The organism is Micromonospora sp. NPDC049679 (genome assembly GCF_040659735.1).
GTDB lineage: Bacteria > Actinomycetota > Actinomycetes > Mycobacteriales > Micromonosporaceae > Micromonospora_I.
On the sequence record NZ_JBFANZ010000021.1, the window covers coordinates 1 to 22,853 of the forward strand.

General features: G+C 69.7%; 19 protein-coding genes. 9 read left to right on the forward strand and 10 right to left on the reverse strand.

The window, feature by feature from the left end:
• Positions 1-86: 86 nt before the first annotated feature.
• The 3 genes from AB0J06_RS15635 to AB0J06_RS15645 form a co-directional block, all read right to left on the reverse strand.
• On the reverse strand, positions 87-458 hold the full coding sequence (locus tag AB0J06_RS15635) for a signal peptidase I (protein ID WP_357428891.1): 372 nt from the start codon (positions 456-458) through the stop codon (positions 87-89).
• A gap of 99 nt (positions 459-557) precedes the next feature.
• Positions 558-1,640 (reverse strand): lytic polysaccharide monooxygenase, encoded by a 1,083-nt coding sequence (locus AB0J06_RS15640; RefSeq protein ID WP_357428893.1) that lies wholly within the window; start codon positions 1,638-1,640, stop codon positions 558-560.
• Positions 1,641-1,999: 359 nt separating this feature from the next.
• Positions 2,000-3,517 carry a hypothetical protein gene (locus AB0J06_RS15645; RefSeq protein ID WP_357428895.1) on the reverse strand — a complete coding sequence of 506 codons (1,518 nt, stop codon included), beginning with the start codon at positions 3,515-3,517 and terminating at the stop codon, positions 2,000-2,002.
• Positions 3,518-3,659: 142 nt separating this feature from the next.
• Here AB0J06_RS15645 and AB0J06_RS15650 point away from each other — a divergent pair, with 142 nt between their 5' ends.
• Both AB0J06_RS15650 and AB0J06_RS15655 read left to right on the forward strand, forming a co-directional pair.
• Entirely contained in the window at positions 3,660-4,352 is a 693-nt protein-coding gene (locus tag AB0J06_RS15650) for a DUF305 domain-containing protein (protein ID WP_357428897.1), read from the forward strand.
• Between the two features lie 24 nt (positions 4,353-4,376).
• Complete coding sequence (locus AB0J06_RS15655; protein ID WP_357428899.1) at positions 4,377-4,787, forward strand: ankyrin repeat domain-containing protein; 411 nt, start codon at positions 4,377-4,379, stop codon at positions 4,785-4,787.
• Positions 4,788-4,835: 48 nt separating this feature from the next.
• Here AB0J06_RS15655 and AB0J06_RS15660 read toward each other — a convergent pair whose 3' ends face one another.
• Both AB0J06_RS15660 and AB0J06_RS15665 read right to left on the reverse strand, forming a co-directional pair.
• Positions 4,836-5,429: a hypothetical protein gene (locus AB0J06_RS15660; protein ID WP_357428901.1), complete on the reverse strand. Its 594-nt coding sequence runs from the start codon at positions 5,427-5,429 to the stop codon at positions 4,836-4,838.
• Complete coding sequence (locus AB0J06_RS15665; protein ID WP_357428903.1) at positions 5,426-10,063, reverse strand: hypothetical protein; 4,638 nt, start codon at positions 10,061-10,063, stop codon at positions 5,426-5,428. Before AB0J06_RS15665 ends, AB0J06_RS15660 begins: the two co-directional genes overlap by 4 nt.
• 219 nt (positions 10,064-10,282) lie before the next feature.
• On the opposite strand from AB0J06_RS15665, the gene AB0J06_RS15670 reads away from it, so the two are divergent.
• Both AB0J06_RS15670 and AB0J06_RS15675 read left to right on the forward strand, forming a co-directional pair.
• The gene (locus tag AB0J06_RS15670) at positions 10,283-10,549 is read left to right on the forward strand and encodes a hypothetical protein (RefSeq protein ID WP_357428905.1); all 267 of its coding nucleotides are present in this window, start codon (positions 10,283-10,285) and stop codon (positions 10,547-10,549) included.
• A gap of 87 nt (positions 10,550-10,636) precedes the next feature.
• The gene (locus AB0J06_RS15675; protein WP_357429066.1) at positions 10,637-11,572 is read left to right on the forward strand and encodes a DUF3500 domain-containing protein; all 936 of its coding nucleotides are present in this window, start codon (positions 10,637-10,639) and stop codon (positions 11,570-11,572) included.
• Positions 11,573-11,584: 12 nt separating this feature from the next.
• Here the strand turns inward: AB0J06_RS15675 and AB0J06_RS15680 are convergent, their stop codons facing one another.
• From AB0J06_RS15680 to secA2, 3 genes are all read right to left on the reverse strand, one after another.
• Positions 11,585-12,103 (reverse strand): DUF2231 domain-containing protein, encoded by a 519-nt coding sequence (locus AB0J06_RS15680; protein ID WP_357429068.1) that lies wholly within the window; start codon positions 12,101-12,103, stop codon positions 11,585-11,587.
• An 88-nt stretch (positions 12,104-12,191) separates the two neighbouring features.
• Positions 12,192-12,923, reverse strand: a complete 732-nt coding sequence (locus AB0J06_RS15685) for a GAF and ANTAR domain-containing protein (RefSeq protein ID WP_357428907.1) — start codon at positions 12,921-12,923, stop codon at positions 12,192-12,194.
• Positions 12,924-13,082: 159 nt separating this feature from the next.
• Positions 13,083-15,380 carry an accessory Sec system translocase SecA2 gene (secA2, locus tag AB0J06_RS15690; RefSeq protein WP_357428909.1) on the reverse strand — a complete coding sequence of 766 codons (2,298 nt, stop codon included), beginning with the start codon at positions 15,378-15,380 and terminating at the stop codon, positions 13,083-13,085.
• A gap of 152 nt (positions 15,381-15,532) precedes the next feature.
• On the opposite strand from secA2, the gene AB0J06_RS15695 reads away from it, so the two are divergent.
• Positions 15,533-16,705: a glutathione-independent formaldehyde dehydrogenase gene (locus AB0J06_RS15695; RefSeq protein ID WP_357428911.1), complete on the forward strand. Its 1,173-nt coding sequence runs from the start codon at positions 15,533-15,535 to the stop codon at positions 16,703-16,705.
• On the opposite strand, the gene AB0J06_RS15700 is transcribed toward AB0J06_RS15695, so the two are convergent.
• On the reverse strand, positions 16,689-18,458 hold the full coding sequence (locus AB0J06_RS15700) for an ABC transporter ATP-binding protein (RefSeq protein WP_357428913.1): 1,770 nt from the start codon (positions 18,456-18,458) through the stop codon (positions 16,689-16,691). The genes AB0J06_RS15695 and AB0J06_RS15700 overlap by 17 nt on opposite strands.
• A gap of 57 nt (positions 18,459-18,515) precedes the next feature.
• Positions 18,516-18,671, reverse strand: coding sequence for a hypothetical protein (locus tag AB0J06_RS15705; RefSeq protein WP_357428915.1), 156 nt, complete (start codon positions 18,669-18,671; stop codon positions 18,516-18,518).
• Positions 18,672-18,985: 314 nt separating this feature from the next.
• Here AB0J06_RS15705 and AB0J06_RS15710 point away from each other — a divergent pair, with 314 nt between their 5' ends.
• The 4 genes from AB0J06_RS15710 (at position 18,986) to ctaD (ending at position 22,840) form a co-directional block, all read left to right on the forward strand.
• Complete coding sequence (locus AB0J06_RS15710) at positions 18,986-19,417, forward strand: DUF4383 domain-containing protein (protein WP_357429070.1); 432 nt, start codon at positions 18,986-18,988, stop codon at positions 19,415-19,417.
• 56 nt (positions 19,418-19,473) lie between these two features.
• Positions 19,474-19,899 carry an STAS domain-containing protein gene (locus AB0J06_RS15715; protein ID WP_357428917.1) on the forward strand — a complete coding sequence of 142 codons (426 nt, stop codon included), beginning with the start codon at positions 19,474-19,476 and terminating at the stop codon, positions 19,897-19,899.
• Positions 19,900-20,005: 106 nt separating this feature from the next.
• Positions 20,006-20,734 carry an ATP-binding protein gene (locus AB0J06_RS15720; protein WP_357428921.1) on the forward strand — a complete coding sequence of 243 codons (729 nt, stop codon included), beginning with the start codon at positions 20,006-20,008 and terminating at the stop codon, positions 20,732-20,734.
• Between the two features lie 99 nt (positions 20,735-20,833).
• Positions 20,834-22,840, forward strand: a complete 2,007-nt coding sequence (gene ctaD / locus AB0J06_RS15725) for a cytochrome c oxidase subunit I (RefSeq protein ID WP_357428923.1) — start codon at positions 20,834-20,836, stop codon at positions 22,838-22,840.
• Positions 22,841-22,853 lie beyond the last annotated feature (13 nt).

A 22,853-nucleotide genomic window follows, 5' to 3' on the forward strand; every position in this document is an offset into this window, starting at 1 on the left:
AGTGGGCGGCCGGCTCGGGCACTCCCTCGCTCGTCGTCAGCGGCGAGGAATCGGTGAGCCAGGTGCGGCTCCGGGCGGAACCCGCGCTAGGAAAGCGGTACGGCGTAGCCGGGAATCGACGGCCAGCGCACGGTCAGCACGATCGACTCCTGCTCCGCCCACCAGGAATGATCGACTCCCGGCCCCCAGACGACGTAGTCACCCTGCCTGTCGAGCAGGACGGTCCGATCGGGCAGTTCGACCCGGAAGCGGCCGCTGATCAGCACCAGCAGCGCGGTACGCCGCTCGCCGGTCGCCCATTGCTCGCGCCGGTCCCCCGGCGGGTGCGCACCCCACTTGATCTCGACGTCGGCGCTGTGCCGGACCCCGGCTTCCGGCGGCATGAAGTGGCCGAGAAGCCATCCCCGTTCGAGCGGAGCGTCCACACCCGCATTGCCCACGTACACCTCGTCCGCCACAGCCCCTCCCGATCACAAGATCGCCGAAAGGATACGCGCGGACGATGGGCAGGGCCGCTTCCTCCGCGGAAAGCGACCGGAAGAGGCCCTGCCATCAGATCAGGCGGTGCAGGTACCGCCGTTGAGCTTCACGCCGCTCGCCGACGGGCTCGGCGGGCCGCTGCTGATGAAGCCGATCGAGGCCGACGCCCCGACGGCGAGGGTCTGCCCCCAACTCGGCGCGGTCGCGGTGACCGTGGTGCCGCTCTGCGACACCGTGGCGTTCCAGCCCTGGGAGACGGTGTTGCCGCTGGGCATCGTCCAGGTCGCCGTCCAGGGGCTCACCGGGGCGTTGCCCGTGTTGCGCACGGTCACGGTGGCCTGGTAGCCGCCCGACCAGGAACTGTCGATCCGTACCGTCGCCGCGCAGGCGCCGCTGCCGGCCGGCGGTGGGGTCGTCGTCGGCGGGGTGGTTGGTGGGGTGGTTGGTGGGGTGGTTGGTGGGGTGGTCGGCGGCGTCGTCGGACCACCGCCCCCGCCAAAGGTGACGTCCGAGCAGTTGTAGAACGCCTCGGGGCTGTCGGAGCGCTGCCAGATGGAGTAGATGATGTGGCGTCCGCTCTTGTTGGGCAGCCGCGCGTTCCACACGTACTCGGCGCCCGAGGCGCCGCTGCCCAGCGGCGGGTTCGTCACCTGGTCGAACGGGGTGGCCTCGAGGTCCGACCAGGTCAACGGGGTGTTCGGATTCCACCCGTCCTTCGTCACGTACTGGTACCAGGTGCCCGGGTGCGGCGCCCACGCGTTGTAGCGGAACGTGATGCCGGCGCCGGACTGGAGGGCGGTCGTCGGCCAGTCGGTCCGGGCCGCGTTGTACGCGGCGTACTTCACGGTCCCGGCGCCACAGAGCTGGCCGTCCGGGATGATCTCGCGGTGCCGACCGCCCGCGTTGCCGATCAGCACACCGTAGAAGTCCCACAGCGGCTGCTTGCCGCCCTGGGCCACGGCCGCCGCGCAGGCCGGGTTGGTGGGGTTCAGGTCACCGCCACCGCCCGCCTTGCCGTCGACGTAGCAGGCGTAGGTGCGGGTGGCCGGATAGGTCATCGCGCCGTGCGCGAGCGCCACCTCGGGCTTGAGGAGCAGCGGGAGCCCCGTGCCCAGCACCGCGGCGGCGGCGAGCACGGCAAACCTGGGTCTGATTCTCAACGTACTTCCCCTTCGGATGCGGCTGCGCCCGGCCGCGCAAGGCCCGTGCACGGGCCGGCGACGGAGGAAGGCGCAGGCGGGGTCCGCCGCGGGAGGCCCGCGGGACCCGGTTGCGAAACTGTCATGGCGGCGCTGCGGGATACGGTCCACATCGGAAAGCGCTGCCCTGACGCTTCCGAGCCCGGCACACCGTCGCAGCACACGGCCACTCGCTACCGCCACGTACCGACATTTCACCACGGCCCGGACGCGGACAGCAACGCACGTCGATACGTATGCCAGCCGCCTGCCGCCCATGACAGCGGCCGGCCCGGCCTCCCAGGTGCGGGAGGCCGGGCCGGCCGGTGCTGCGGGAGGGGTTACCGGCTGCCCCAGTAGCCCTGCTGGGTCTGCACGTTGAGTTGGTCGACCCGAACCGCGTGGGCCGTGACCGTACGCCAGTCCCTGATCTCCAGCACGTCCAGACCCTTCTGGATATCGCTGGAGTAGATGTGGCCGTTGTACCAGTAGGTCGACCAGGCGCCGCCGAGGATCGCGCGGTCGTTCGAGAGCGGTCCGCGCTCCCAGTAGCCGATTTCCACGGGGTGGGCGGAGTCGGTGAAGTCCCACACCGACACGCCACCCTGATACCACGCCTGGACCATGATGTCCCGCCCCAGCACCGGGATCAACGAGCCGTTGTGGGCCACGCAGTTCTCGTTGTTGGTGTTGGTCCGCGGGATCTTGTAGTAGCTCTTGAACACCATCTGCCGGTTGTCACCCTTACCGGTGATGTCGTAGATGGCGTTCGCGCCGCGGGTCGGACCCTCGGTCGGGTTACAGGTGGGCGCGCCACCGCCGCCGAGCTCGTCGGTGAAGACGACCTTCGTGCCCGTGTTGTTGAAGGTGGCCGAGTGCCAGAACGAGAAGTTGACCGTGTCCCGCACCCGGTTGATGACGCGTGGCGCCTCCCGGTTGGAGATGTCCATCAGGATGCCGTCACCCATGCACGCACCCGCCGCCAGGTCCTTCGACGGGTAGGCGGTGATGTCGTGGCAGCCACTCGTGTCCCAGGCACCCTCGCGACCGGGGTAGCCGCCGTCCGGGAAGAGGTTGGGCGTCGCGACCACGGCCGCGTCCGTCGGCTTCTTCACCGGCACCTTGATGATGGAGATGGAGTCGTGCGGAGGCTGGCAGTCCGGGAGGGTCGCGTCCGGGAAGTACGACGATACGTACAGGTAAACGGACTTGCTGTCCTTGCCCGGGACCAGCGTGTGGGTGTGCGAGCCACAGTTGGTCTCGACCGACTTGACGTAGCGCGGGTTGGCCTTGTCGCTCACGTCAAAGATCTTGATGCCCTCCCACGATTCCTTCTGCGTGGCGGAGAGGCGGACGCTGTCGCACGAGTCGTTACTGCGCCCCTGGTCCGTCGAGAGGAACAGCAGGTTGCCGTGGATCGAGATGTCGTTCTGGCTGCCCGGACAGAGCACCTGGGACACGATGGACGGCTTGCGCGGGTTCTTGACGTCGTAGATGACGAACCCGTCGTAGTTGCCGACAAAGGCGTAGCGCCCCTGGAACGCCATGTCCGTACCGAAGCTGGACTCCGTGTTGAACGGGGCCTGCTTCGGGATGTTCGCGATCTGGCGCATGTTGGGGCTGCTGGCGATCTCATCGACGCCGAGTTCGGCACCGGAGTCGTCCATTGCGGTCAGTTGTTGCTCGGTGAGGCACAGCTCGGCGAAGTTGTCGCCCGCACCGCGCAGCGCGGCACATTCATCGGACGTCGCTTGCGCACTGCTCGGCGTGGCGGCGGCGGCGCTCATCAGCATGAGCGTGGTCGCGGCCAGTCCGACGGTCCTGAGCTGCCGCGCCCCTCGGGGGGAGAGATTGAGCATTGGCGGCACCCTTCGAAGGAAAGGTATTGACGATGGCCCAGACCTTACATGTCGATGGTTGCCCTTGTTGTGACCTGGGTCACACCCGGGAACTATCGATGGGCGGTTACCATCGCCGCATCCTGGACCAGGAGGCGTGCCCATGACCCCCACCCACCGGCGGATCCTCGTGATCGGTGCCATCGCCGCGGCCGTACTTGCCGGCGGGGCCGGCGCGTACGCACTCGCGACGAAGTCCGCGACGCCGTCGGCGGCCCCCACAGTGGAGCCGAGTACACCCGGCCCGGCGGGGAGCGCGCCGGTCATCATGCCCGGCCGTCCCGGCGAATCCGCGCAGGTCACCCGGGCGGACCAGGTCAGCCCCCTGGCGGCCCCGGGCTACTCCACGTTGGACACCTGGTACATCCGCATGATGATCCCGCACCACACCCAGGCCCTGCAGATGGCGGCCCTCGCGCCCAACCGAGCCGAAGACCCGCGGATCCGTGCGCTGGCCGACCGGATCAAGGCGAGCCAGGGGCCGGAGATCCACCAGCTTCGCGCCTGGCTGGACGCCCGGGGCCTGGGCCCGGAGGACGCCAGCGGCCAGCACGAGCACGGCACGATGCGGGGTATGCAGACGCCCGAGGCGATGAAGGCCCTCGCCGCGGCGAAGGGGGACGCCTTCGACCGGATGTTCGTCCAGATGATGACCGACCACCACCAGGGCGCGATCGAGATGTCCAGAAACATGCTGAGGGTCGGCGTCGACCTCACGATCCAGGAGATCGCGACCTCCACCGCGACCGAGCAGCAGATCGAGATCACCCGGATGAGGGAGCTGCTCAAGAGCTGACAGCCGGTGCTCTAGGCTGGGCCGGTGGCAGAGGAACTGGACGAGGAGACGCTGGCCTTCGCGCACCGCATGTTCGATCTGGCCCGCGCGGGAGCGACCGAGGAACTGGTCGCGAACGTCGACGCCGGCCTGCCGGTGAACATGACCAACGACAAGGGCGACACGCTGCTCATCCTCGCCGCCTACCACTCACATCCGGACACGGTTTCCGCCCTGCTCACCCGGGGCGCCGACCCCGACCGGGTCAACGACCGCGGGCAGACCGCGCTGGCAGCGGCGACCTTCCGGCGCTCCGCCGAAACCGTGACCGCGCTGCTCGCGGCGGGCGCCGACCCCGCCGACGGCACCCCGTCAGCGATCGAGACGGCGCGCTTCTTCGACCTACCCGACATGGCCGAACTGCTCGGCGACGGCCCCACCTCCAGCGCGTCCTGAACAGCGCGATGGGGGAGGGCCGATGCCCTCCCCCATCGTCGTCTCACGTCAGGACGCGGCCACCGTGTCGACCTTGATGCGCTTGTGCGCCCTGGCCGCCATCGGTTGTTTGACCTCGATCATGATGTCGTATTCACCCGTCATCGGCAGCGTGGTGACCGCCTGGTACAGGCCCCTGCGCCCGCCCGACTCCGCCATCATGATCGGCCCCTGCCGGTGAGACATCGGCATCGCCACCATGTCGGTGTACGCCGCCACCTGCCCCATCGTGATCGGGTCGTAGGAGCCCGGCGAACTCACCTGTGCCTCGATCTGCACCTGCAGGTTGCCCAGATGCCGCGCGGTCACGTCGATCGCGGCCTGTGGCTGCCGATTCTGCTCCGTGGGCCGACCCGTCGCGGACGCGGCCGCCGGCGCGGGCACCGACGCCACCCCGGACCGCGTGACGATGAACGCCACCACGCCCAAGACCAGCGCGAGGCTCATCCCGACGGACATGCCGAGCAGGAACCCCTGCCGATACGACCGCCCCTCGTGGGGATGGCGCGTCCGGACCGACCGGGGAGCCCGGACGGGCCGCTTGGTCGGCCCGGACTTGCCCCGCATCTCGTCGGGCAGCACCAGTTTCGACCGGAGACTCACCGCCGCCTCCCCCGTCGTCCGGCGCGAGCCGGCAGGCTGCCGAACCACGCCACGGGACCGAAGCCGCTGGACTTCCGCGCGGCGCCCGACCCGCTCGCCGGCGCGACCGGATGGTCCGGCAGCGCGATCAGGTTGGGCGCAGCGGTGCTGTGGACCCGGAAGAGCCCCCACTGCCCACCGCTCAGGTGCCGGGCCAGGGTGCCGGAGCGGTAGAGATAGTCGCCCGCCACCCCGCGTCGACCGCCCGCACCGCCGGTGACCGCCGGATCGAGGTGGATGTTGTAGACCACGCCCGGATTGAACTGGCCCTGGTTGCCGGTAATCTGCGACTCGGGATCGATCGGGCCGCGCCGCCAGGTGTGCCCGTGCAGGGCGAAGGTCGTCGATCGCGGGTCACCGACCACCTGCGCCACCCGGAAGACGGTCTTGTCTCCCGCGTACGCCTGGAACAGCGGCGTGGATGGGTCGCCGTGCACGATCGAGCTGAAGATGTTCGTGATGTTCTGGTCATTGCGGTACCGGTGCGACCAGGGCTCGTTGCGGTAGTTCACCGAGAACTCGCCCTGATCCTCCGGGTCGTCCGCCTCCCGGCCCGGGGTGGTGACCAGGTCCAGGTTGTCCGGCACGGGCTGGTCGTCGGCCGGATTACCGTTTGTGTCCTTGCGGAACAGCGACAGGTCGCTGTTCATGAGCACGATGTTCTCCCGGAAGTCCGACTGACTCGGGTGCGTGATCACGGCCTGGGTACCGCTGGCGAGCGGCTGCCCGTTCTGCGGGTTCACGTAGCTCGACCCCGCCGGCTCGATGACCAGCGCGCCGTACAGGCCGTGGTGCGGGTGGTTCTGGACGTCGCCACGGTCCTCCAGGGTCGCCAGTCCGGTGACCCCCGGCAGCGCGTACCAGGTGTACGTGATCGACTCGCCGGGGCCGACCGTGCCGTCCCTGGTCGTCGACCCGAAACCGCCGACCTCGCCCCAGACATTGGTGCCGCCGGATTTCGCGTGGTATTTCACCAGTTGGGGCCGCATGGACACCCGGGCGCCGACCGGGAACGGCTGGAACCCGGGCACGTTGGCCTCGTTGCGCGGCGGCTGATCGAGACAGGCCGGATAGTTGACCACTCCCTGCTTGAAACCGAGCTGCCCCGGCTCGATCGCCTCGAAGCAGTGCGGCTTCAGCTTCGCCGGGTCCAGTTCGTTCTTGAGGGTCATCGTGATGCAGTCACCCTCGTTCGCGCGGATCACCAGTGGTTCCGGTTGCTTCGTGCCGTTCCGGATGGCCGCCACGTCCTGCGACAGCGCGTACATCAGCCCGTTCGGGTCGTGGTCACCGGCGCCGTTGTAGGTGATGTCCTTGTTGATCGCCGATACGGTGAACTGTTTCTGGGGCGCTCCCGTGGCGCATGGCGAGCTGTCGGGCATCGCTTCCGGAAATTCGCACCTGCCCACGAATTCCCGGTTGTCCGGCAGCGTCACCAGCGTCCCCGGAAATCCTCCACCCAGGTTGTCACAGGCCCGCACCTCCAATATTCCCCACGCGCCGAGGAACCAGTCGTCCGCTCCGTTGTAGCTGTACGAGTGATACCGGCTCATTCCGCCGTAGTCGGCCTGGAAGGCCTCGTGCTCTGTCTGCGCGCGTACGTCGATGTATTCGAGGATCCCGATGTGCTGAGCCTGGACGACGTTCGACTCGGGATCGTCGGGCTCGGCCTTCCACCGGAACCCGTCCAGGTTGAAACCGTGGGATTCTTCCTGCGACAACTGGAACAGTCTCCATTTTATTCGGTCGCCCTCGTACGCCCGGGGATACGGCGTGTACGGCAGCCCGTGACTTCGCGAGTCGAACAACTTCGACGGATCCAGGTTTCTCCGGTTCTCGAACGGCTCAAGGCGATAGTTGACACCCATCGCGCCCTGATCGTCGCTGCTCGACGGGAATTTCGCCGGGAAGATCGGCACCCCCTCCTCGGTGACGAACTGATCGTCGTTCGTCGTGTTGGAGTTGGCCGGTTGGAACATCGGGACGTGGTCCTCGATGAACAGGGACACGTTGCGGTAGTCCTCGCCGTTCGTCGCCTGCCCGCGGTAGTCGGTCGTCGGCGTACAGCGGACGTCCACGATCGTGCCGATGGTCACCGCGGCGCCGGTCGTCGAGTTGTGGAACGTACAGCCGGCCGGGTGGATGGTGGAGCCGCCGAACAGCCCGTTGTCCTGATGGACGTTCGAGAAGAAGTGGTCGTGGAAGCTGTTGGTGGCGGTGTCCTCGTGGACGAAGTCTCGATAGGTGATGGTCTGACCGAAGTCGGCGCCCTGGTCGTAATTCCAGCCGTTCGCGGCGCCGTCGGACGACAGCACGTCGAACTGGACCATGTGCTGGTGCAGTCCTACCTCGTTCGTTTCCTGGGCCCGGTCGAAGACCGTGCCGCCGAACTGCTCGGGTAGCCGGTTGGTCAGTTTGTAGACCACGCAGTCACCGACGTTGAGCAGCGGGGAGAACGGTTCCGGCTTCTGTCCGCCTTCGATCGCCGCGCGTTGGGACTCCAGGACGTACACCCGTGACTGCGGATTTCGCCAATTGAGCTCGGGGTTGTAGACCTGGTTGATCTGGATCGCGGAGATGTCGAAATTCTTCACGGGTCGGCCCGCGGGACACGGATCCTGGAAGAAGCCGCCCGGCACCTGGGCCCCGGAGTCGGCGGACGCCTTTTCTTGCGCGGTCGGTGGGAAGACCCCGGTCGCCGAGCGGGTGGGCACGCCGAGCGGCGGCTTCGGCGCCTTGAACCCGAACTTGCCGGGCACGAAGAGCGGGTAGCCCGGAGTGGTCGACGTGGGAGTCGCCGGCGCGTTCGTGCCGGAGACGCCGGGCTGGTAGTCGAAGTCCTCGAGGGGGAACAGCGCCGGGACCGGCGTCCCGTCCGGATTGACCCGCGTGCCGTCCTCCCGCTTGTCCAGCGTCCGGTTCAGCGCCCACATGCCGGAGGCGAAGTGGGGGTACAGATGACAGTGGAAGATGATGTCGCCAAAGGTGGCTCGCTTGTCCATGTGCGCCGATCCGGCGCCGCCCTGCGCGATCAGCCCGTAGTGGGCTCCGGGCGAGATGGCCTGGACGTCGAGGATGTTGGTCTTGCTCGTGCGGTGGTGGGGATTGCTGATCGCGGCGACACCCCCCTCGTCCTTCGGGTCGAACGGCCACCGGTTCACGTGCCAGTGGAAGGTGTGGGTCTCGAACTCCGCGGGGTGGAGCAGCCGGATCTGCATCGGCTCCCCGCGGTAGTTGGCGAAGACCAGGTCCCCGCCGCCGGGATCCCCGTACGCCCACGAGGAGAGGCTGGTCTCCTCGCCGACGCACTCGTTCGCGTCGAAGCCCTGTCCGGCGCTGGTCGCCTTCGGACAGCCGATCTCTTCCCGGTTGGCGCCCGGCTCGGCGCGGTAGTTGAAGGCGAACCACTCCAACTTCACCGGAATCTCGCCCTGCACCAGCGCGTCCGCGTCGCCACCGCTGAGCGCGGGCAGCGTGCCGGCCTTGAGTTTGGTCAACTGCGCGGTGGTGGGTTGGACGCACTCGTTGCCGCCGGAGTCGTCACCGCCCCGGCAGAAACGGGTGAGAATGCCCGGCTCGGCCTCCACCTCGTCATGCATGAAGAGCACGTGCTCGCGGAAGTCCGGCGCGTTGGGCTGCTTGATGACCGCGCGGGTCCCCGAGGAAAGCGGCGCACCCGTACGAGCGTCGACCCAGGCCGCGCCGGGCGGCTCCACCATGATCGCGCCGAACGCGCCGAACGAGTGCGATCCGATGAACCGCACCTTGCCGGCAGAGTCGACCGGGCGGGTCTGCTGGGACGAGAAGTCGGCCCCGTCCTTGAACTGGAACTCCCCCTCGGTCTGTGCGAAGAGGCGGTAGGTGATGCTCTGGCCGGGGCGGGCGGTGGAATCCGGGTTTTTGCCCACCACCGCGCCGTCGGAGCCCGTGACGTCGTAGTCCAGGCCGTCGAAGTGCATCGACGCGTTCGGCGCGGTCGTCGGGTCGAAATCGTTGTCCGGCTGGGTCGCGGCGGGGGCGAACTCGCGCGGGTCGGGCGTCAACGCGCCGGGCGCGCGCAGCGTTTCGCCGGGCAGCGTGAAAATCGACGCGTTGCGGTTGAACGACGGCGCGGCCTCGTTGAGCCGGTTGGTGAAGCGGACCTCGGCGCAGTCACCCACGTTGACCCGCAACGTCAGCGGCTCGATCAGGTCCTTCTCCGCGGCCTTCGCCGGGTTGGCCGCCTGCGCGAACCCGCTCCGCACGGCGGCGATGTTCTCGTCCAGCACGTACATCCGACCCTCGGGCACCACATCGCCGAAGCGGTTGAGGAAGATCGGGATGTTGATCAGCGAGACGTTGAAGGTCTTCGGGGTCTGCCCCGCGTTGCACGGGTTACCGGGTGTGGTCGCGACCGGCGGCGCCGGCAGCTGAGCGGCGGTGGCCTGGCCGACCATCCACATCGCCCCACCGAGCAGGGCGAGCCAGAGCCCGGCCCCGACGGCCATGGCGAGCTTGACCGGCCAGGACGGGCGACGCCGGGCACGGACGACGAAGAGCGCGGCGACGGCCAGGACCAGTAACAGAGGTGTGAGATCGGCGGACTGCGCAGTCACATATCCTCCCCAGGATTCTCACCCCGGGGTACGGCGCAGCGCGCTATGGCGCGGAACCGCATGCCGGTCCGCGGACAAGATCACAATGCGTATTTCCCCCGTGGCTCACTGCGATATTGATGCCAATCATGGTGCTCATTGTTTGCACTGTCAAGAACTTCGATCTACCGAGTGGCCTGCACCCCGTTTGAAGAGCCGTTACGCGGGTAGCCGGGCGACATGGCGACGCCGCGCGAACCCGACGCCCTGCTCACCGGCGGGCCACGGGACGACACACCGTTCAACGCGGAGGACTCCGCGATGGTGGAGCTCGAGATCGAAGGGCTGATCCACCGCTACATCACGACGCACCAACGCCGGGACATGGACGGACGGTCGCTCGCCGTCTACCGGTACGACGGGGTGGTCCGCCCACCAAATCACCCGAAAGGCGCCGAACCGAGGGACGGCGGAGACCGTCCCGCTCCCGGCGCGCCATCGCGTTGAGGCACGTGCGATGGCCCGGTGCGTCACCGGCGACGGCAGGCGGGCGCGTATACAGATGAGGTGGATGTCGAATCCGTACCGGCTCAGATGCGCGCGGCCGCGACCGGGCTGCTGCAGGCGCTCGACGACGATCAGCTCCGCCTGGCCGCGCTTCCCTTCGCCGACGACGCGGCCCGCCGCTGGATCGAGTACCGGCCGCGCCCCCGTCCGGGCGCATGCCTGGCCGACCTCGACCGCGACGCCCGCAAAGCCGCGCACCGGCTGCTCGCCACCGCGCTGAGCCCCCACGCCTACGCGCAGGCAATGGCGGTGGTCGCGTTGGAAGAAGTGCTCGACCGCCGCGAGGACTGGCGGCGCGGCCGGCACAGCGACGACTACTGGATCGCGGTCTTCGGCGACCCGGCCCGCGATGAGCACTGGTCTTGGCGCTTCGAGGGGCACCACCTCTCGGTGACGATGACGATCGCCGGCGAGCGCGTGACGCCCGGGCCGCTCTTCCTCGGCGCCAATCCGGCCCGGGTGACCTACGCCGGCCGGCCGGTCTCCCGCCCGCTCGGACCGGAGGAGGATCTGGCGCGCGCCCTGCTCGACGCGATGGGCAGTGCCGGGCGGGCGATGGCGATCGTCTCCGACTCCGCGCCCGCGGACATCCGCACCGCGACGCATCCGCGCGCCGAGTCCCGCATCGGGCCGCTCGGCGTGGCCGGCGGGCGGCTCGGCCCGACCGCCCGCGCGCTCCTCGACCAACTCGTGGCGCTCTACCTCGACCGGCTCCCCACCGAGCTCGCCGCACGGGAAGCGGCGCGCGTCGCCAGCGGCGAGCTGCACTTCGCGTGGGAGGGCCCGACCGGGCCCGAGCGGCGGCACTACTACCGGGTGCAGGGCGATGACCTGCTGATCGAGTACGACAACACCAGCGACGACGGCAACCACGCGCACACCGTGCTACGCCGACCGCTCAGCGACTTCGGCGACGACGTGCTCGGCGCGCACCACGGCCGGGCACACCGGGAAACGCTCTGAACGGAAGCCGGCTCAGCGGACGAACTGGCGGCGGGACTTGTACACCCGTCCGCCACGGCGGGCGGTGGGCACGGGCCGCCGCCCGGTCGGCTCCGCCACCGGCTCCTCGTCCATCTCCCGTACGAGCCGGGTGCCGAGGCGTACGCCGATGCCGCCGACGACGAGCGCGGCGAACTCGACCACGAGCAGGGCACCGCTCGTGACGTGGTGCGGCGCCCCGGCCCGGGCCAGGCAGACCAGCACGAAGAGCGCCGCCATGCCGACGGTGGCCAGGTTGAACGCCGCCAGCGTCCGACGCGGACCGCGGATCGGCCGGTCCCAGAGGTCGACCATGCCGGCGAGCGCGGTGAGCGCCGCCGCGCCCAGCCCCGCGATGATCGACCAGTAGGCGACGTCGCCGAGCAGCGAGAACACGGAGCCGCCGGCCAGCGCGCCGACGTCGAGCAGCACGGCCGACACGAAGAGGCCGACGGGGAACGTCACCAGCATCGGTTGAATCGGATGTCCGGAGACGCTCAGTCGGCTCTCCATGGTGCTCACGTCCCTCCAGCGGCGTACATCGGCGCTGCAAGGGTTACCCCGGGGTCGGGTCGCGACAAACGTCATGCGTCGGGACGGACTACCCGTCGCGGTCCCGCTCCACCGAGGCGACGAGCCGCTCCGCGACGTCGGGCAACGGAATCGACAGGGCTTCGGCGGCGGTGCGCAGCACGTCCAGCGCCTGACCCGGCGCGCAGCGCCGCTGCGTCATCACGATCCCGATCGCCTGGCTGATCACCTCGCCGTAGGTGAGGGCGTCGTCGATCTCGGCGGTCAGGGCCGCCTGCCGGGCCCGGTCGCGGACCGCGGCGAGCAGTAGCCCGGCATGCTCGGCGAGCAGCATCGCGGTCAACTGCTGCGCGGGCGTGAGCGCGCCGGCGTCCGCAGCGTAGAAGTTGATCGAGCCGATCACGTGATCGTCGATGTCGACGGGCGCGGAAAGTACCGCGTGGACGCCGCGGGCGAGGGCGGCGGGCGTCCACTCCGGCCACCGTTGCTCGCTCGCCAACTCCTCGGAAAGGACGATCTCCCGCCGGCGGATCGCCGTCATACCGGGCCCATCGGCTCCGTACTGCAACTCGTCCAGATCCTTGACCGACGGATCGGACGCGGCGACGGACGCGGGCTCGCCGGCACGCAGCAGAGTCACGCTCGACCACGCGATGCCGGGCAGGGCATGCCGGGTCGTCTGGGCCAGGTGGTCGAGAGCGTCGTCGAAGTCATCACTGGCGACCATGCCCGCGGTCAGCTCACGCAGCAGCGCAGCGGTCTCCAGCACTCCGAGGCTCGCCCCATCCGCCTGGGACGGCATCGGGCTCACCGTTCGCGGTCCTCCTCGTCCGTGGTCTCCGGCACCGTGCCGGAGTCGCGTATCGTGAGCCCTGTCTCCTGCGCCATGCTCGTTGTTCTCCCCCCGCTCGGACCCGGCTTTCTACCCGGGCGGAGAGAGCTCAAACGCTGACCCGCGCGGTCAGGGGCGGCCGGCGGAGATCAGCCGGCGGCCGACCGCCGCGATCAGCCGGTCCAACTCGGAGCCGAACGGGTTGTCGTGGACGAGGTAGGTCCAGGTGGCGCTCGGCCGGACCAGGCTGGCCTCGTCGGGCTGCCAGTCCTCGTCCACCTCGGTCACCTCGAAGGTCGCCACCGTGCGCGCCTCGATCTCGGGGATGAGCCGGTTGAAGGCCGGCACCGCCGCCCGGTGGAACTCGTCGAGCGGGTCGAGGCGGCCGAGCGCACGCAGGTGTACGCCCTCACGCACCTCCGAAAGCTCCGCGAGATGCTCCGCCCAGAGCCGGTCGAGGTGGTAGAGCGCGATCGAACGGGCGGCCCGGGAGAGCGCGTCCTCGCCGATCTCCACGCACCGGTCGCGGAACTTCTCGGTCAGCATCTCCGCAGCGATGTCGCTGGTCAGCAGCCGCTCACGCCGTTCGGCGAGCGCCATGCGCTGCTGTTCGATCACCACGCTGTAGCGCCACGTGTTGCGGTGGATCTCGTGGTTGACGCCCTCGGCGATGCGCTGGGCGTGTTCCACCGCGAAGTCGACCTGCTCGTCGGTGACCAGGCCGTCGGCGTTCATCCGCGGCGACGGCGGGATGGCGTCGGGCGCGTGTCGCAGCACCAGCTCGTCCTCGAGGCTGACGAAGAAGACGGACGCACCCGGGTCGCCCTGCCGGCCCGCCCGGCCCCGGAGCTGGTCGTCGACCCGCCGGCTGTCGTGCCGGCCGCTGCCCATCACGTAGAGACCGCCGAGCTCGGCGACCCGGTCCCGGTCGACCTGATCGCTGCCGCCGAGCCGGATGTCCACGCCCCGACCGGCCATCTGCGTGGAGACGGTGACCGCCCCGTACGCGCCGGCCTCGGCGATGATCGCCGCCTCTTCGTCGTCGTTCTTGGCGTTGAGCACCACGCAGGGCACGCCGGCGGCGGCGAGACCGGCGGCCAGCCCCTCCGACTCCTTGACGTCGAGGGTGCCGACCAACACCGGCCGTCCCACCTCGTGGCAGGCGGCGATCTCGGCGATCAGCGCCTCTTCCTTCTCCGCCCGCGTCGCGTAGATGCGGTCCGGCTCGTCCACGCGGACGCACGGGGTGTTCGGCGGGATCACCGCGACCTCGAGCTTGAAGAACTCGCGCAGCTGGTCTCCGACGAGCACGGCGGTCGCGGTCATGCCGCACACGGTCGGGTAGAGCGCGACATAGGCCTGCACCGTGATCGTGCCGAGCACCTCGCCCTCGGCGCTCGCGGCCAGCCCCTCCTTCGCCTCCACCGCCGCCTGCAGGCCGTCCGGCCAGCGCCGGCGCTGGGCCACCCGGCCGCGCATCTCGTCGATCAGCTCGACGCCGCCGTTGCGGACGATGTAGTCCACGTCGCGGTGCAGGAGGGCGTGCGCGTGCAGCGCGACGTTGACCGCGGAGAGCTGGGCGACGTTCTCATCGGCGTAGAGATTGATTCCGTCGAGCTTCGCCTCGATCGCGGCGAGCCCGGCCGAGGTGAAGGCGACGCTGCGGCCGTCGTCGGCGATCTCGTAGTGCCGGCCCGCACGCAGTCCCCGCACCAGGGCGTTGGCGGCGTGCACCGGGTCCTGCTCGCCGGCCACGGCGCCGGCGAGGACCATCGGCACGCGTGCCTCGTCGATGAGGATCGAGTCGGCCTCGTCGACGATCGCCGTGGTGAGCGTCGGCTGGACCCGGTCGGCGACGTCGGTGACGAGCTGGTCGCGCAGGAAGTCGAAGCCGGCCTCGCTGACCGACACATAGGTGACGTCCCGGTCGTACGCCTCGCGCCGCTGCTCGGGGGTGGACGCCTCGGTGACCCAGCCGACGGTGAGCCCCAGCAGGCGGTAGACCGGCTCCATCCACTCGGCGTCGCGGCGGGCCAGGTAGTCGTTGACGGTGAGCACGTGCACCGGCCCGTTGCCGCGGCGCACGTGCCCGTACGCGGCGATCACGGCGGTGAGCGTCTTGCCCTCGCCGGTGGCCATCTCGGCGACCTTGCCGGAGAGCAGCGCCATCGCGCCGAGCAGCTGGACGTCGTACGGCCGCTGGTCGAGCCCGCGCCGTGCGGCCTCGCGCCCGATCGCGCAGATGTCGACGTAGTCGTCGGCCCGCCCGGCCGCCTCGGTCAGCGCGGCGTCGTCGAGCTCCGTCAGCTCCTCCTCGCGCGCCGCGATGGCCGGCAGCCGCTTCTCCAACGGAGCGAGGTCAACCGTGGTCCCCGGGCGCTGGAGGAAACGCCGGAACCTGCTCTTCAACCGTTGCGACACACCCATGTCCGGCAACGCTACGCGATGCCCGAGCATGCCGGCTGCCCCGCCCGTCCCCGCCCGGTATGCCGGGATGCGACTGCATGCATATCGCGCCGGATCGCGGGTAGGCCCCGGTGCCTCGCCGCGCGGGCGGGGGCCGCGACGAAGGAGGGCGCATGAAGGCGCTGGTGTACGAGGGTCCACGGCGGGTTGCGGTCAAGGACGTACCGGACGCCCGGATCGAACGACCCACGGACGTACTGGTGCGGATCACGACGACGAACATCTGCGGGTCGGATCTGCACATGTACGAGGGGCGCACCGACATGGAGCAGGGTCGGGTACTCGGGCACGAGAACCTCGGCGAGGTGGTCGAGGTCGGCGCCGGGGTGGACCAGGTCCAGGTCGGCGACATGGTCGTCATGCCGTTCAACGTCGCGTGCGGGTTCTGCGAGAACTGCGAGCAGGGCCTCACCGCGTTCTGCCTGCTGAGCAACCCGAACCCGTCGATGGGGGGCGCCGCCTTCGGCTTCGCCGACATGGGGCCGTACCAGGGGGGCCAGGCCGAGCTGCTGCGGGTGCCGTACGGCGACTTCAACTGCCTGAAGCTGCCCGAGAACGCCCGGGACGTGCGGAAACAGCGCGACTACGTGATGCTCGCCGACATCTTCCCCACCGGTTGGCACGCCACGGAGCTCGCCTGCGTGCAGCCCGGCGACAACGTCGTCATCTACGGCGGCGGCCCGGTCGGGCAGATGGCCGCCCTCTCCTGCAAGATCAAAAGCACCGCGCAGACCATGGTCGTCGACCGGCATCCGGACCGGCTGGCGCTCGCCGAACAGGTCGGCGCGATCCCGATCAACGACGCCGAGTGCGACCCGGTCGAGAAGGTCATGGAGCTGACGGACGGGAAGGGCGCGGACCGGGGCTGCGAATGCATCGGCTACCAGGCGCACGACCCGCAGGGCCGCGAGGACCCGAGCCTGGCCCTGAACCGGCTGGTCAGCTCCGTGCGCTTCGCCGGCACGATCGGCGTGGTCGGCGTCTACGTGCCGCAGGATCCCGGCGGCCCGAACGACATGGCCAAGCAGGGGAAGGTCGGCTTCGACTTCGGCATGTTCTGGTTCAAGGGACAGACGATGGGCACGGGGCAGTGCAACGTGAAGAACTACAACCGGCGGCTGCTCGACCTCATCTCCGCCGGTAAGGCGAAGCCGTCGTACATCGTGTCGCACGAGCTGCCCCTGGCGGAGGCGCCCAACGCCTACGAGCACTTCGACAAGCGGGACCAGGGGTGGACGAAGGTCATCCTGCACCCCGACGGCGCCGGGGCTAATCCATCGGTGTGACGAGGAGCTGGTGGGCGGCGAGCTCACGGTAGAGCTCGCTGCTCCCGAGCAGCTCCTCGTGTGTCCCGAGCGCCACGACCCGACCGCCGTCGAGCACCACGATCTGGTCGGCGTCGACGACCGTGGAGAGCCGGTGCGCCACGATCAGCAGCGTGCGCCGGACGGCGACCGCGTCGACCGCCCGGCGCAGCGCGGCCTCGTTGCGGGCGTCCAGGTTGCTGGTGGGCTCGTCGAGCAGCAGGATCGGCGCGGCGCCGAGCAGCGTACGGGCGATCGCGAGGCGTTGGCGCTCGCCACCGGAGAGCAGCACGCCGCCCTCCCCCACCTGGGCGTCGAGTCCCTCGGGTGTGCGCGACACCAGCCCGCCGAGATTCACCTCGTCGAGCACGTCGAGCATCTGCGCCTCGGTCGCGTCGACGGCGCCGAGCAGCAGGTTGTCCCGGAGCGTGCCGGCGAGCACCGGCGCCTCCTGCTCGACGTAGCCGAGCTGCCCGCGCAGCACGTCACGCGGCAGATCCCGGATGTCCGTCCCGTGCACCCGCACGGTCCCGGCGCTGACTTCGTAGAAGCGCTCGACGAGCGAGAGCAGGGTCGACTTGCCCGCGCCGGAGGGCCCGACCAGGGCGGTGCGGGTGCCGTGCGGCACGGCGAAGCTGATCTCGTGCAGCACGGGCGACGCGCCGGCGTAGCCGAAGCTCACCCGGTCGAACTCGACGGCGAACGGCGCGTGGACGGGCGGGGCGGCCCGCGTGGGCCGGTCGCTCTCCAGCGGAATCTCGAACATCTCCTCGATCCGCTCCAGCGCGCCCAGCCCGGTTTGCAGCTGGGTGTAGGCGTGCATCGCCTGGCCGAGCGGGATGACCAGGAAGAACAGGAACATGATGAACGCGACCAGGTCGCCGACGGTGATCGAGCCGGCGGCCACCCGCGCGCCACCGACGGCGAGCACGAGCAGGAAGGAGCCCTGGATCGCGGTGGTGCTGGCGGGGCCGACCAGCGCCTGCAACCGGGCGACCCGCACGCCGGCCCCGTACGCCGCTTCGGCGCTGCGCGCGACGGCGGCGGCCTCGCGCTCCTCGGCCCGGGCGGCGCGGATCGTGCGGGCGGCGGAGATCGCCCGTTCGACGGCGGAGGTCATCTCGCCGATCCGGGCCTGGGCCTGCTGGGACATGCCGCGAACGCGGCGCGCGAAGACGAGCGCCACCACGAGACCGACCGCGAGACCGGCGAGCGTGACGCCGAGCAGCAGCGGGTCGAGCAACGCCATCGCGGTCGCCGCGCCGACCACCATCACCGCACCGGTGACCATCTCGAACAGGCCGGAGGTGACCACCGCCCGCAGCAGGGTGGTGTCCGCGCCCACGCGGGAAAGCAGGTCGCCGGTGCGCCGCTGGTCGTATTCGGCGATCGGCAGGCGCAGCAGGTGCGCCGCGAGCCGGCGGCGGGTGCCGAGCACCAGCCCTTCGGCGGTGCGCTGCAACAGATAGTCGCGCACGCCACCGATGGCGGCGCCGACCACGAGCAGGACGACCAGCGCCAGCACGACGCGGGTGACCGGTCGGGAGGCGGTTATCCCGTCGAGGACCGCACGGGTCAGCAACGGTTGCAGCAAGGCGGCGCCGGCGCCGACCAGGGAGAGGAGCGCGACGACGATCAGGGTGGCGCGGTGCGCGCGCAGATGCGGTAGGAGCGCGCGGAGCCCGACGCGGCGCGCCGGAACGGTCATGGTGGGACTGGAGGCGTCGGCAGGCACGACGTCGAGGGTAGCGGCGGCATGCCCGGGACCCGGGTGGTCATGGACGGGTCGCGCCTACTTCGAACTGCCGGCCGGCTTGGTCACGTTCCACACGAGGAGCGCGACCACCAGGCCCAGAAAGGCGAGTGCCCCCGCGCGGGAGGAGTTGTCGCCGGCGCCGGAGACGCCGAAGGCGAACGTGGCCACGCCGGCGGCCAGGGACAAAATCACCCTCGTTCCGTGAGTCACCCCCACAAGCTACTAAAAGTAGCCATGTGATCATTCTCCGCTATTTAGCGCGTTCCTGTCACCCATCGACCGGTTCGCCGGATCCACCCGACAGCGCCCATTCGGATGATCGTCGATCGGACTCCGCCGACCGGCGGCGGTCCACCCGCAACGCCGGAGGTCGCCGCGCCGACACGCCGCCGAAGACGTCGCGTGCGCCCGTCGCGCCGGCGTTTGCCCCATCACGGGTCGGGCACCCGTACCACGAGACCTTTCCCTGGAGGTGAAGCGAGATGGTGAGTAGAACCGGTACGACGATGGCGGGGCGCGCGGCGACCCGGCCGCTCGTGACGACCTTCGCGACGATCGTGGGCGCGGCGTTCCTGCTGATCGGGATCCTCGGATTCATCCCCGGCATCACGACCGACTACGGGGACCTCTACCTCGCCGGTCACGAGTCGGGCGCCAAGCTGCTGGGCGTGTTCCAGGTGTCCGTCCTGCACAATCTCGTGCACATCGCCTTCGGGATCGCCGGACTGGCGATGGCACGCAGCGTCGCCACCGCCCGGACCTTCCTGATCGGCGGCGGCGCCGTGTATCTCGTCCTCTGGCTCTACGGACTCGCCGTGCACGAGAGCAGTCCCGCCAACTTCGTGCCGTTCAACACCGCGGACAACTGGCTTCACCTCTTCCTCGGCGTGGGCATGATCAGCCTGGGCCTCCTCGCCAGCCGCCGCTCACCGGCCTGACCCGCCCCTCGTGCGACGTCACTTCGCCACCGGCCCAATCGCGGGCCGGTGGCGAAGTGGCGTCGCACCCCAACGCGCCGGGCTTCGGTAACGTGACCACCCGGTACGTACGGGTCGCCGAGGTGAGGGTGGAGATGACGCTCGATACACGCACCGAGGCCGACGGCAGGGGACGGCTGATCCTCCATGTCCACGGCGACGTGGACCTCGGCACCGAGACGCTGCTCGGAGCGGCGTTGACCGAGGCGCTCGCGGACCGCGCGGTGCGCGAGGTGGTCGTCGACCTCGCGGGAGTGCCGTTCCTCGACTCCACCGGAGTCCGCGTCCTGCTGGAAGGACGCCGCACGGCGCTCGCTCGCGGCGCGGCACTGACCGTACGCAACCCGCGGCGCGTCGTGCACCACGTCCTGCAGGTGACCGGCGTCGCCGAGGCGCTCGGGCTCCCCGTCGCGCGGGACGGAGACGAGCCGACGCGCGGGTGAGCGGAGCGGGGGTCGCCCCCGCCCGCGGCCGCTTTGTCCCCTCTCGGTTTCCGTGATCCGCGCCGAGGGTAACGGAGCGGGCAACCGCGATGAGGGGGAAAACGCGATGCCCAACCGGATGAAATGCCTGGTGGACGACGGACTACCGGTGACGGTGGCGCGGCTGACCGGCGTTCTCGACCCGACGACCACAGCGGCGGTCCAGACCGCCCTGCAGCGCTGCCTCGCCGACCAGCCGGATGCGCTCGTGGTCGATCTGCACGGGCTGACCGTCCCGGACCGGTCGACGCTGTCGGTGTTCGCGTCGATCGCACGGCAGGCCGCCGAATGGCCCGCGGTGCCGATGCTGCTCTGCTCCCCCGACCCGGACACCGCGTGGCAACTCGCGCACTCACCCGTGAGCGGCCTCGTGCCGGTCCGCGCCTCCCGGTCCGCGGCGCTGCGCGACGCGCAGCGTCCCGGCGCCTCACCCCGGCTCCGCACCCGCCTGCAACCCGTGGTCGACGCGTGCCGCCAGGCGCGCGAACTCGCCACCGAGGCCTGCGCCCGGTGGCACCTGCCCGAGGTCGCCGACGCCGCGCGCGTCGTGCTCAGCGAGCTGGTCGCCAACGGGGTGCGGCACGCCCGTACCCCGATGGAGGTCACGCTGACCCTGCGCCGGCCCTACCTGCACGTCGCCGTGCACGACGGCAGCGTGGCCGCGCCGCGGCCGGTGACCGCGGACCTCAGCACGACCGGTGGGCGCGGAATTCTGTTGATCCGCGAGCTCGCGCAACGGTGGGGCACGCTGCCGGCGGGGAACGGCAAGGTGGTCTGGGCAAGCCTCGCCGCTTGACGCCCGACCCGACCAGAAAAAGTCACCCCTCCCGTTTCAACCGGTCTCAGCGGGGTAGCCGCGCCTCGTCCGTGATCCGGCTGTGGCGAGGTGGGACCGATGGTGAAGCGAGTGGCGCCGGCGCCGGACCGGGAACGGCGGGCGATCATCATCACGCCGGGGCACATGCCGGGGTATCCCGGACCGGTACGGCGCACGCCGCCCGGCGCCGTTCTGGTCCGCATGCTGGCGACCACCGACGCGAAGCAGATCGGCCTGCTCTACCTGGTGACGTCCTTCGTGTACTTCGTCCTCGGCGGCATCATGGCCCTGGTGATGCGGGCCGAACTGGCCCGTCCCGGGATGCAGTTTCTCTCTCCCGAGCAGTACAACCAGATGTTCACCATGCACGGCACGGTGATGATGTTCCTTTTCGCCACGCCGCTGGTCTTCGGCTTCGGCAACTACTTCGTGCCGATCCAGGTCGGCGCGCCCGACGTGTCGTTCCCGCGGCTCAACGCACTGGCGTACTGGCTGTATCTCTTCGGCGGCGCGATCGTCATGCTCTCCTTCGTCACCCCGAGCGGCGCGCCCGACTTCGGCTGGACGGCCTATCCGACGTTGAGCAGCTCCGAGCACGTTCCCGGCATCGGTGGACACATGTGGATCGTCGGTCTGGTTCTCTCCGGGCTCAGCACCATCCTGGGCTCGGTCAACCTGATCACCACGATCATCACGCTGCGCGCGCCGGGGATGACCATGTTCCGGATGCCGCTCTTCACCTGGGGCCTGTTGATCACCGCTCTGATGGCGATCATCGTCTTCCCGCTGCTCTCCGCGACCCTGCTCGCGTTGCTGGCCGACCGCCTGCTGGGCGCGCAGGTCTTCAGCGCCAGGCACGGCGGGCCGCTGCTGTATCAGCATCTCTTCTGGTTCTTCGGTCATCCCGAGGTCTACATCGTGGCGCTGCCGTTCTTCGGCATCATCAGCGAGGTCATTCCCGTCTTCAGCCGTAAGCCGCTCTTCGGCTACAAGGGCATGGTCATCGCGATGGTCGTCATCTTCGGCTATTCGATGATGGTCTGGGCACACCACATGTTCGCGACCGGGTTGGTGCTGTTGCCCTTCTTCTCGGCCGCCACGTTCATCATCTCCGTGCCGACCGGTGTCAAGTACTTCAACTGGATCGGCACCATGTGGAAGGGTCAACTCACCTTCGAGACGCCGATGCTCTTCGCGATCGGCTTTCTGGTGACGTTCCTGTTGGGCGGGCTCTCCGGGGTGCTGTTGGCCAGTCCACCCATCGACTTCCACACCCACGACAGTTACTTCGTCGTGGCGCACTTCCACTACGTGCTCTTCGGGACCATCGTCTTCGCGGCGTTCGCCGGCGCCTATTTCTGGTTTCCCAAGATGACCGGACGGATGCTCGACGAACGCCTCGGCAAGATTCACTTCTGGACCATGTTCATCGGCTTCCACATGACCTTTCTGGTGCACCACTGGCTCGGCAACCGCGGCATGCCCCGCCGCTACGCCGACTACCGCCCGTTCGACGGCTTCACCACCTGGCATGCGATCTCCACCGTGGGCTCGTTCGTCCTCGGCATCTCCACGCTCTTCTTCATGTGGAACGTCTGGAAGTCCTGGCGCTTCGGCCGCGTGGTGACCGTCCACGACCCCTGGGGCTACGGCAACTCCCTGGAGTGGGCGACCACCTGCCCCCCACCGCTGCGCAACTTCGACCGGATCCCCCGGATCCGCTCCGAGCGCCCCGCGTTCGACGAGAAGTACGGCTACCTCGTGTCCGACCTGGGCCACGACCTGCCGCAGCGGGAGACGAAGCCGCGGCAGACCCTCGCCGAGGAGATGCGGCCCGGCCATCGCACGACACCCGAGACCGAGCGCCCGAGCGAGAAGGGCGCCACCGGACCCGCCGAGGCATCCGAGCACCAGCCGCCCCCGGAGTCCGGGGCGCGCCCGGTCAAGGTGCCGCACCCGGAGAACGTGACCCGACCGGACTACGACGAACGCGAGAAGCCCGACAACCCCATCGACAGCGAACGGGGCGGGCGGGAAACCAACAAGCGGTGGCGCACCGGGAAGCCGTCGGACGAGGGCAAGTAGCGCCGAGGTTGCC

Coding starts and splice junctions, on each gene's coding strand:
- AB0J06_RS15680 (WP_357429068.1), bottom strand. CDS start 12,103: ATGGAGAGCCGACTGAGCGTCTCCGGACATCCGATTCAACCGATGCTG.
- AB0J06_RS15685 (WP_357428907.1), bottom strand. CDS start 12,923: ATGCCGTCCCAGGCGGATGGGGCGAGCCTCGGAGTGCTGGAGACCGCT.
- AB0J06_RS15650 (WP_357428897.1), top strand. CDS start 3,660: ATGACCCCCACCCACCGGCGGATCCTCGTGATCGGTGCCATCGCCGCG.
- AB0J06_RS15675 (WP_357429066.1), top strand. CDS start 10,637: ATGCGCGCGGCCGCGACCGGGCTGCTGCAGGCGCTCGACGACGATCAG.
- secA2 (WP_357428909.1), bottom strand. CDS start 15,380: ATGGGTGTGTCGCAACGGTTGAAGAGCAGGTTCCGGCGTTTCCTCCAG.
- ctaD (WP_357428923.1), top strand. CDS start 20,834: ATGGTGAAGCGAGTGGCGCCGGCGCCGGACCGGGAACGGCGGGCGATC.
- AB0J06_RS15670 (WP_357428905.1), top strand. CDS start 10,283: ATGGCGACGCCGCGCGAACCCGACGCCCTGCTCACCGGCGGGCCACGG.
- AB0J06_RS15710 (WP_357429070.1), top strand. CDS start 18,986: ATGGCGGGGCGCGCGGCGACCCGGCCGCTCGTGACGACCTTCGCGACG.
- AB0J06_RS15720 (WP_357428921.1), top strand. CDS start 20,006: ATGCCCAACCGGATGAAATGCCTGGTGGACGACGGACTACCGGTGACG.
- AB0J06_RS15695 (WP_357428911.1), top strand. CDS start 15,533: ATGAAGGCGCTGGTGTACGAGGGTCCACGGCGGGTTGCGGTCAAGGAC.
- AB0J06_RS15645 (WP_357428895.1), bottom strand. CDS start 3,517: ATGCTCAATCTCTCCCCCCGAGGGGCGCGGCAGCTCAGGACCGTCGGA.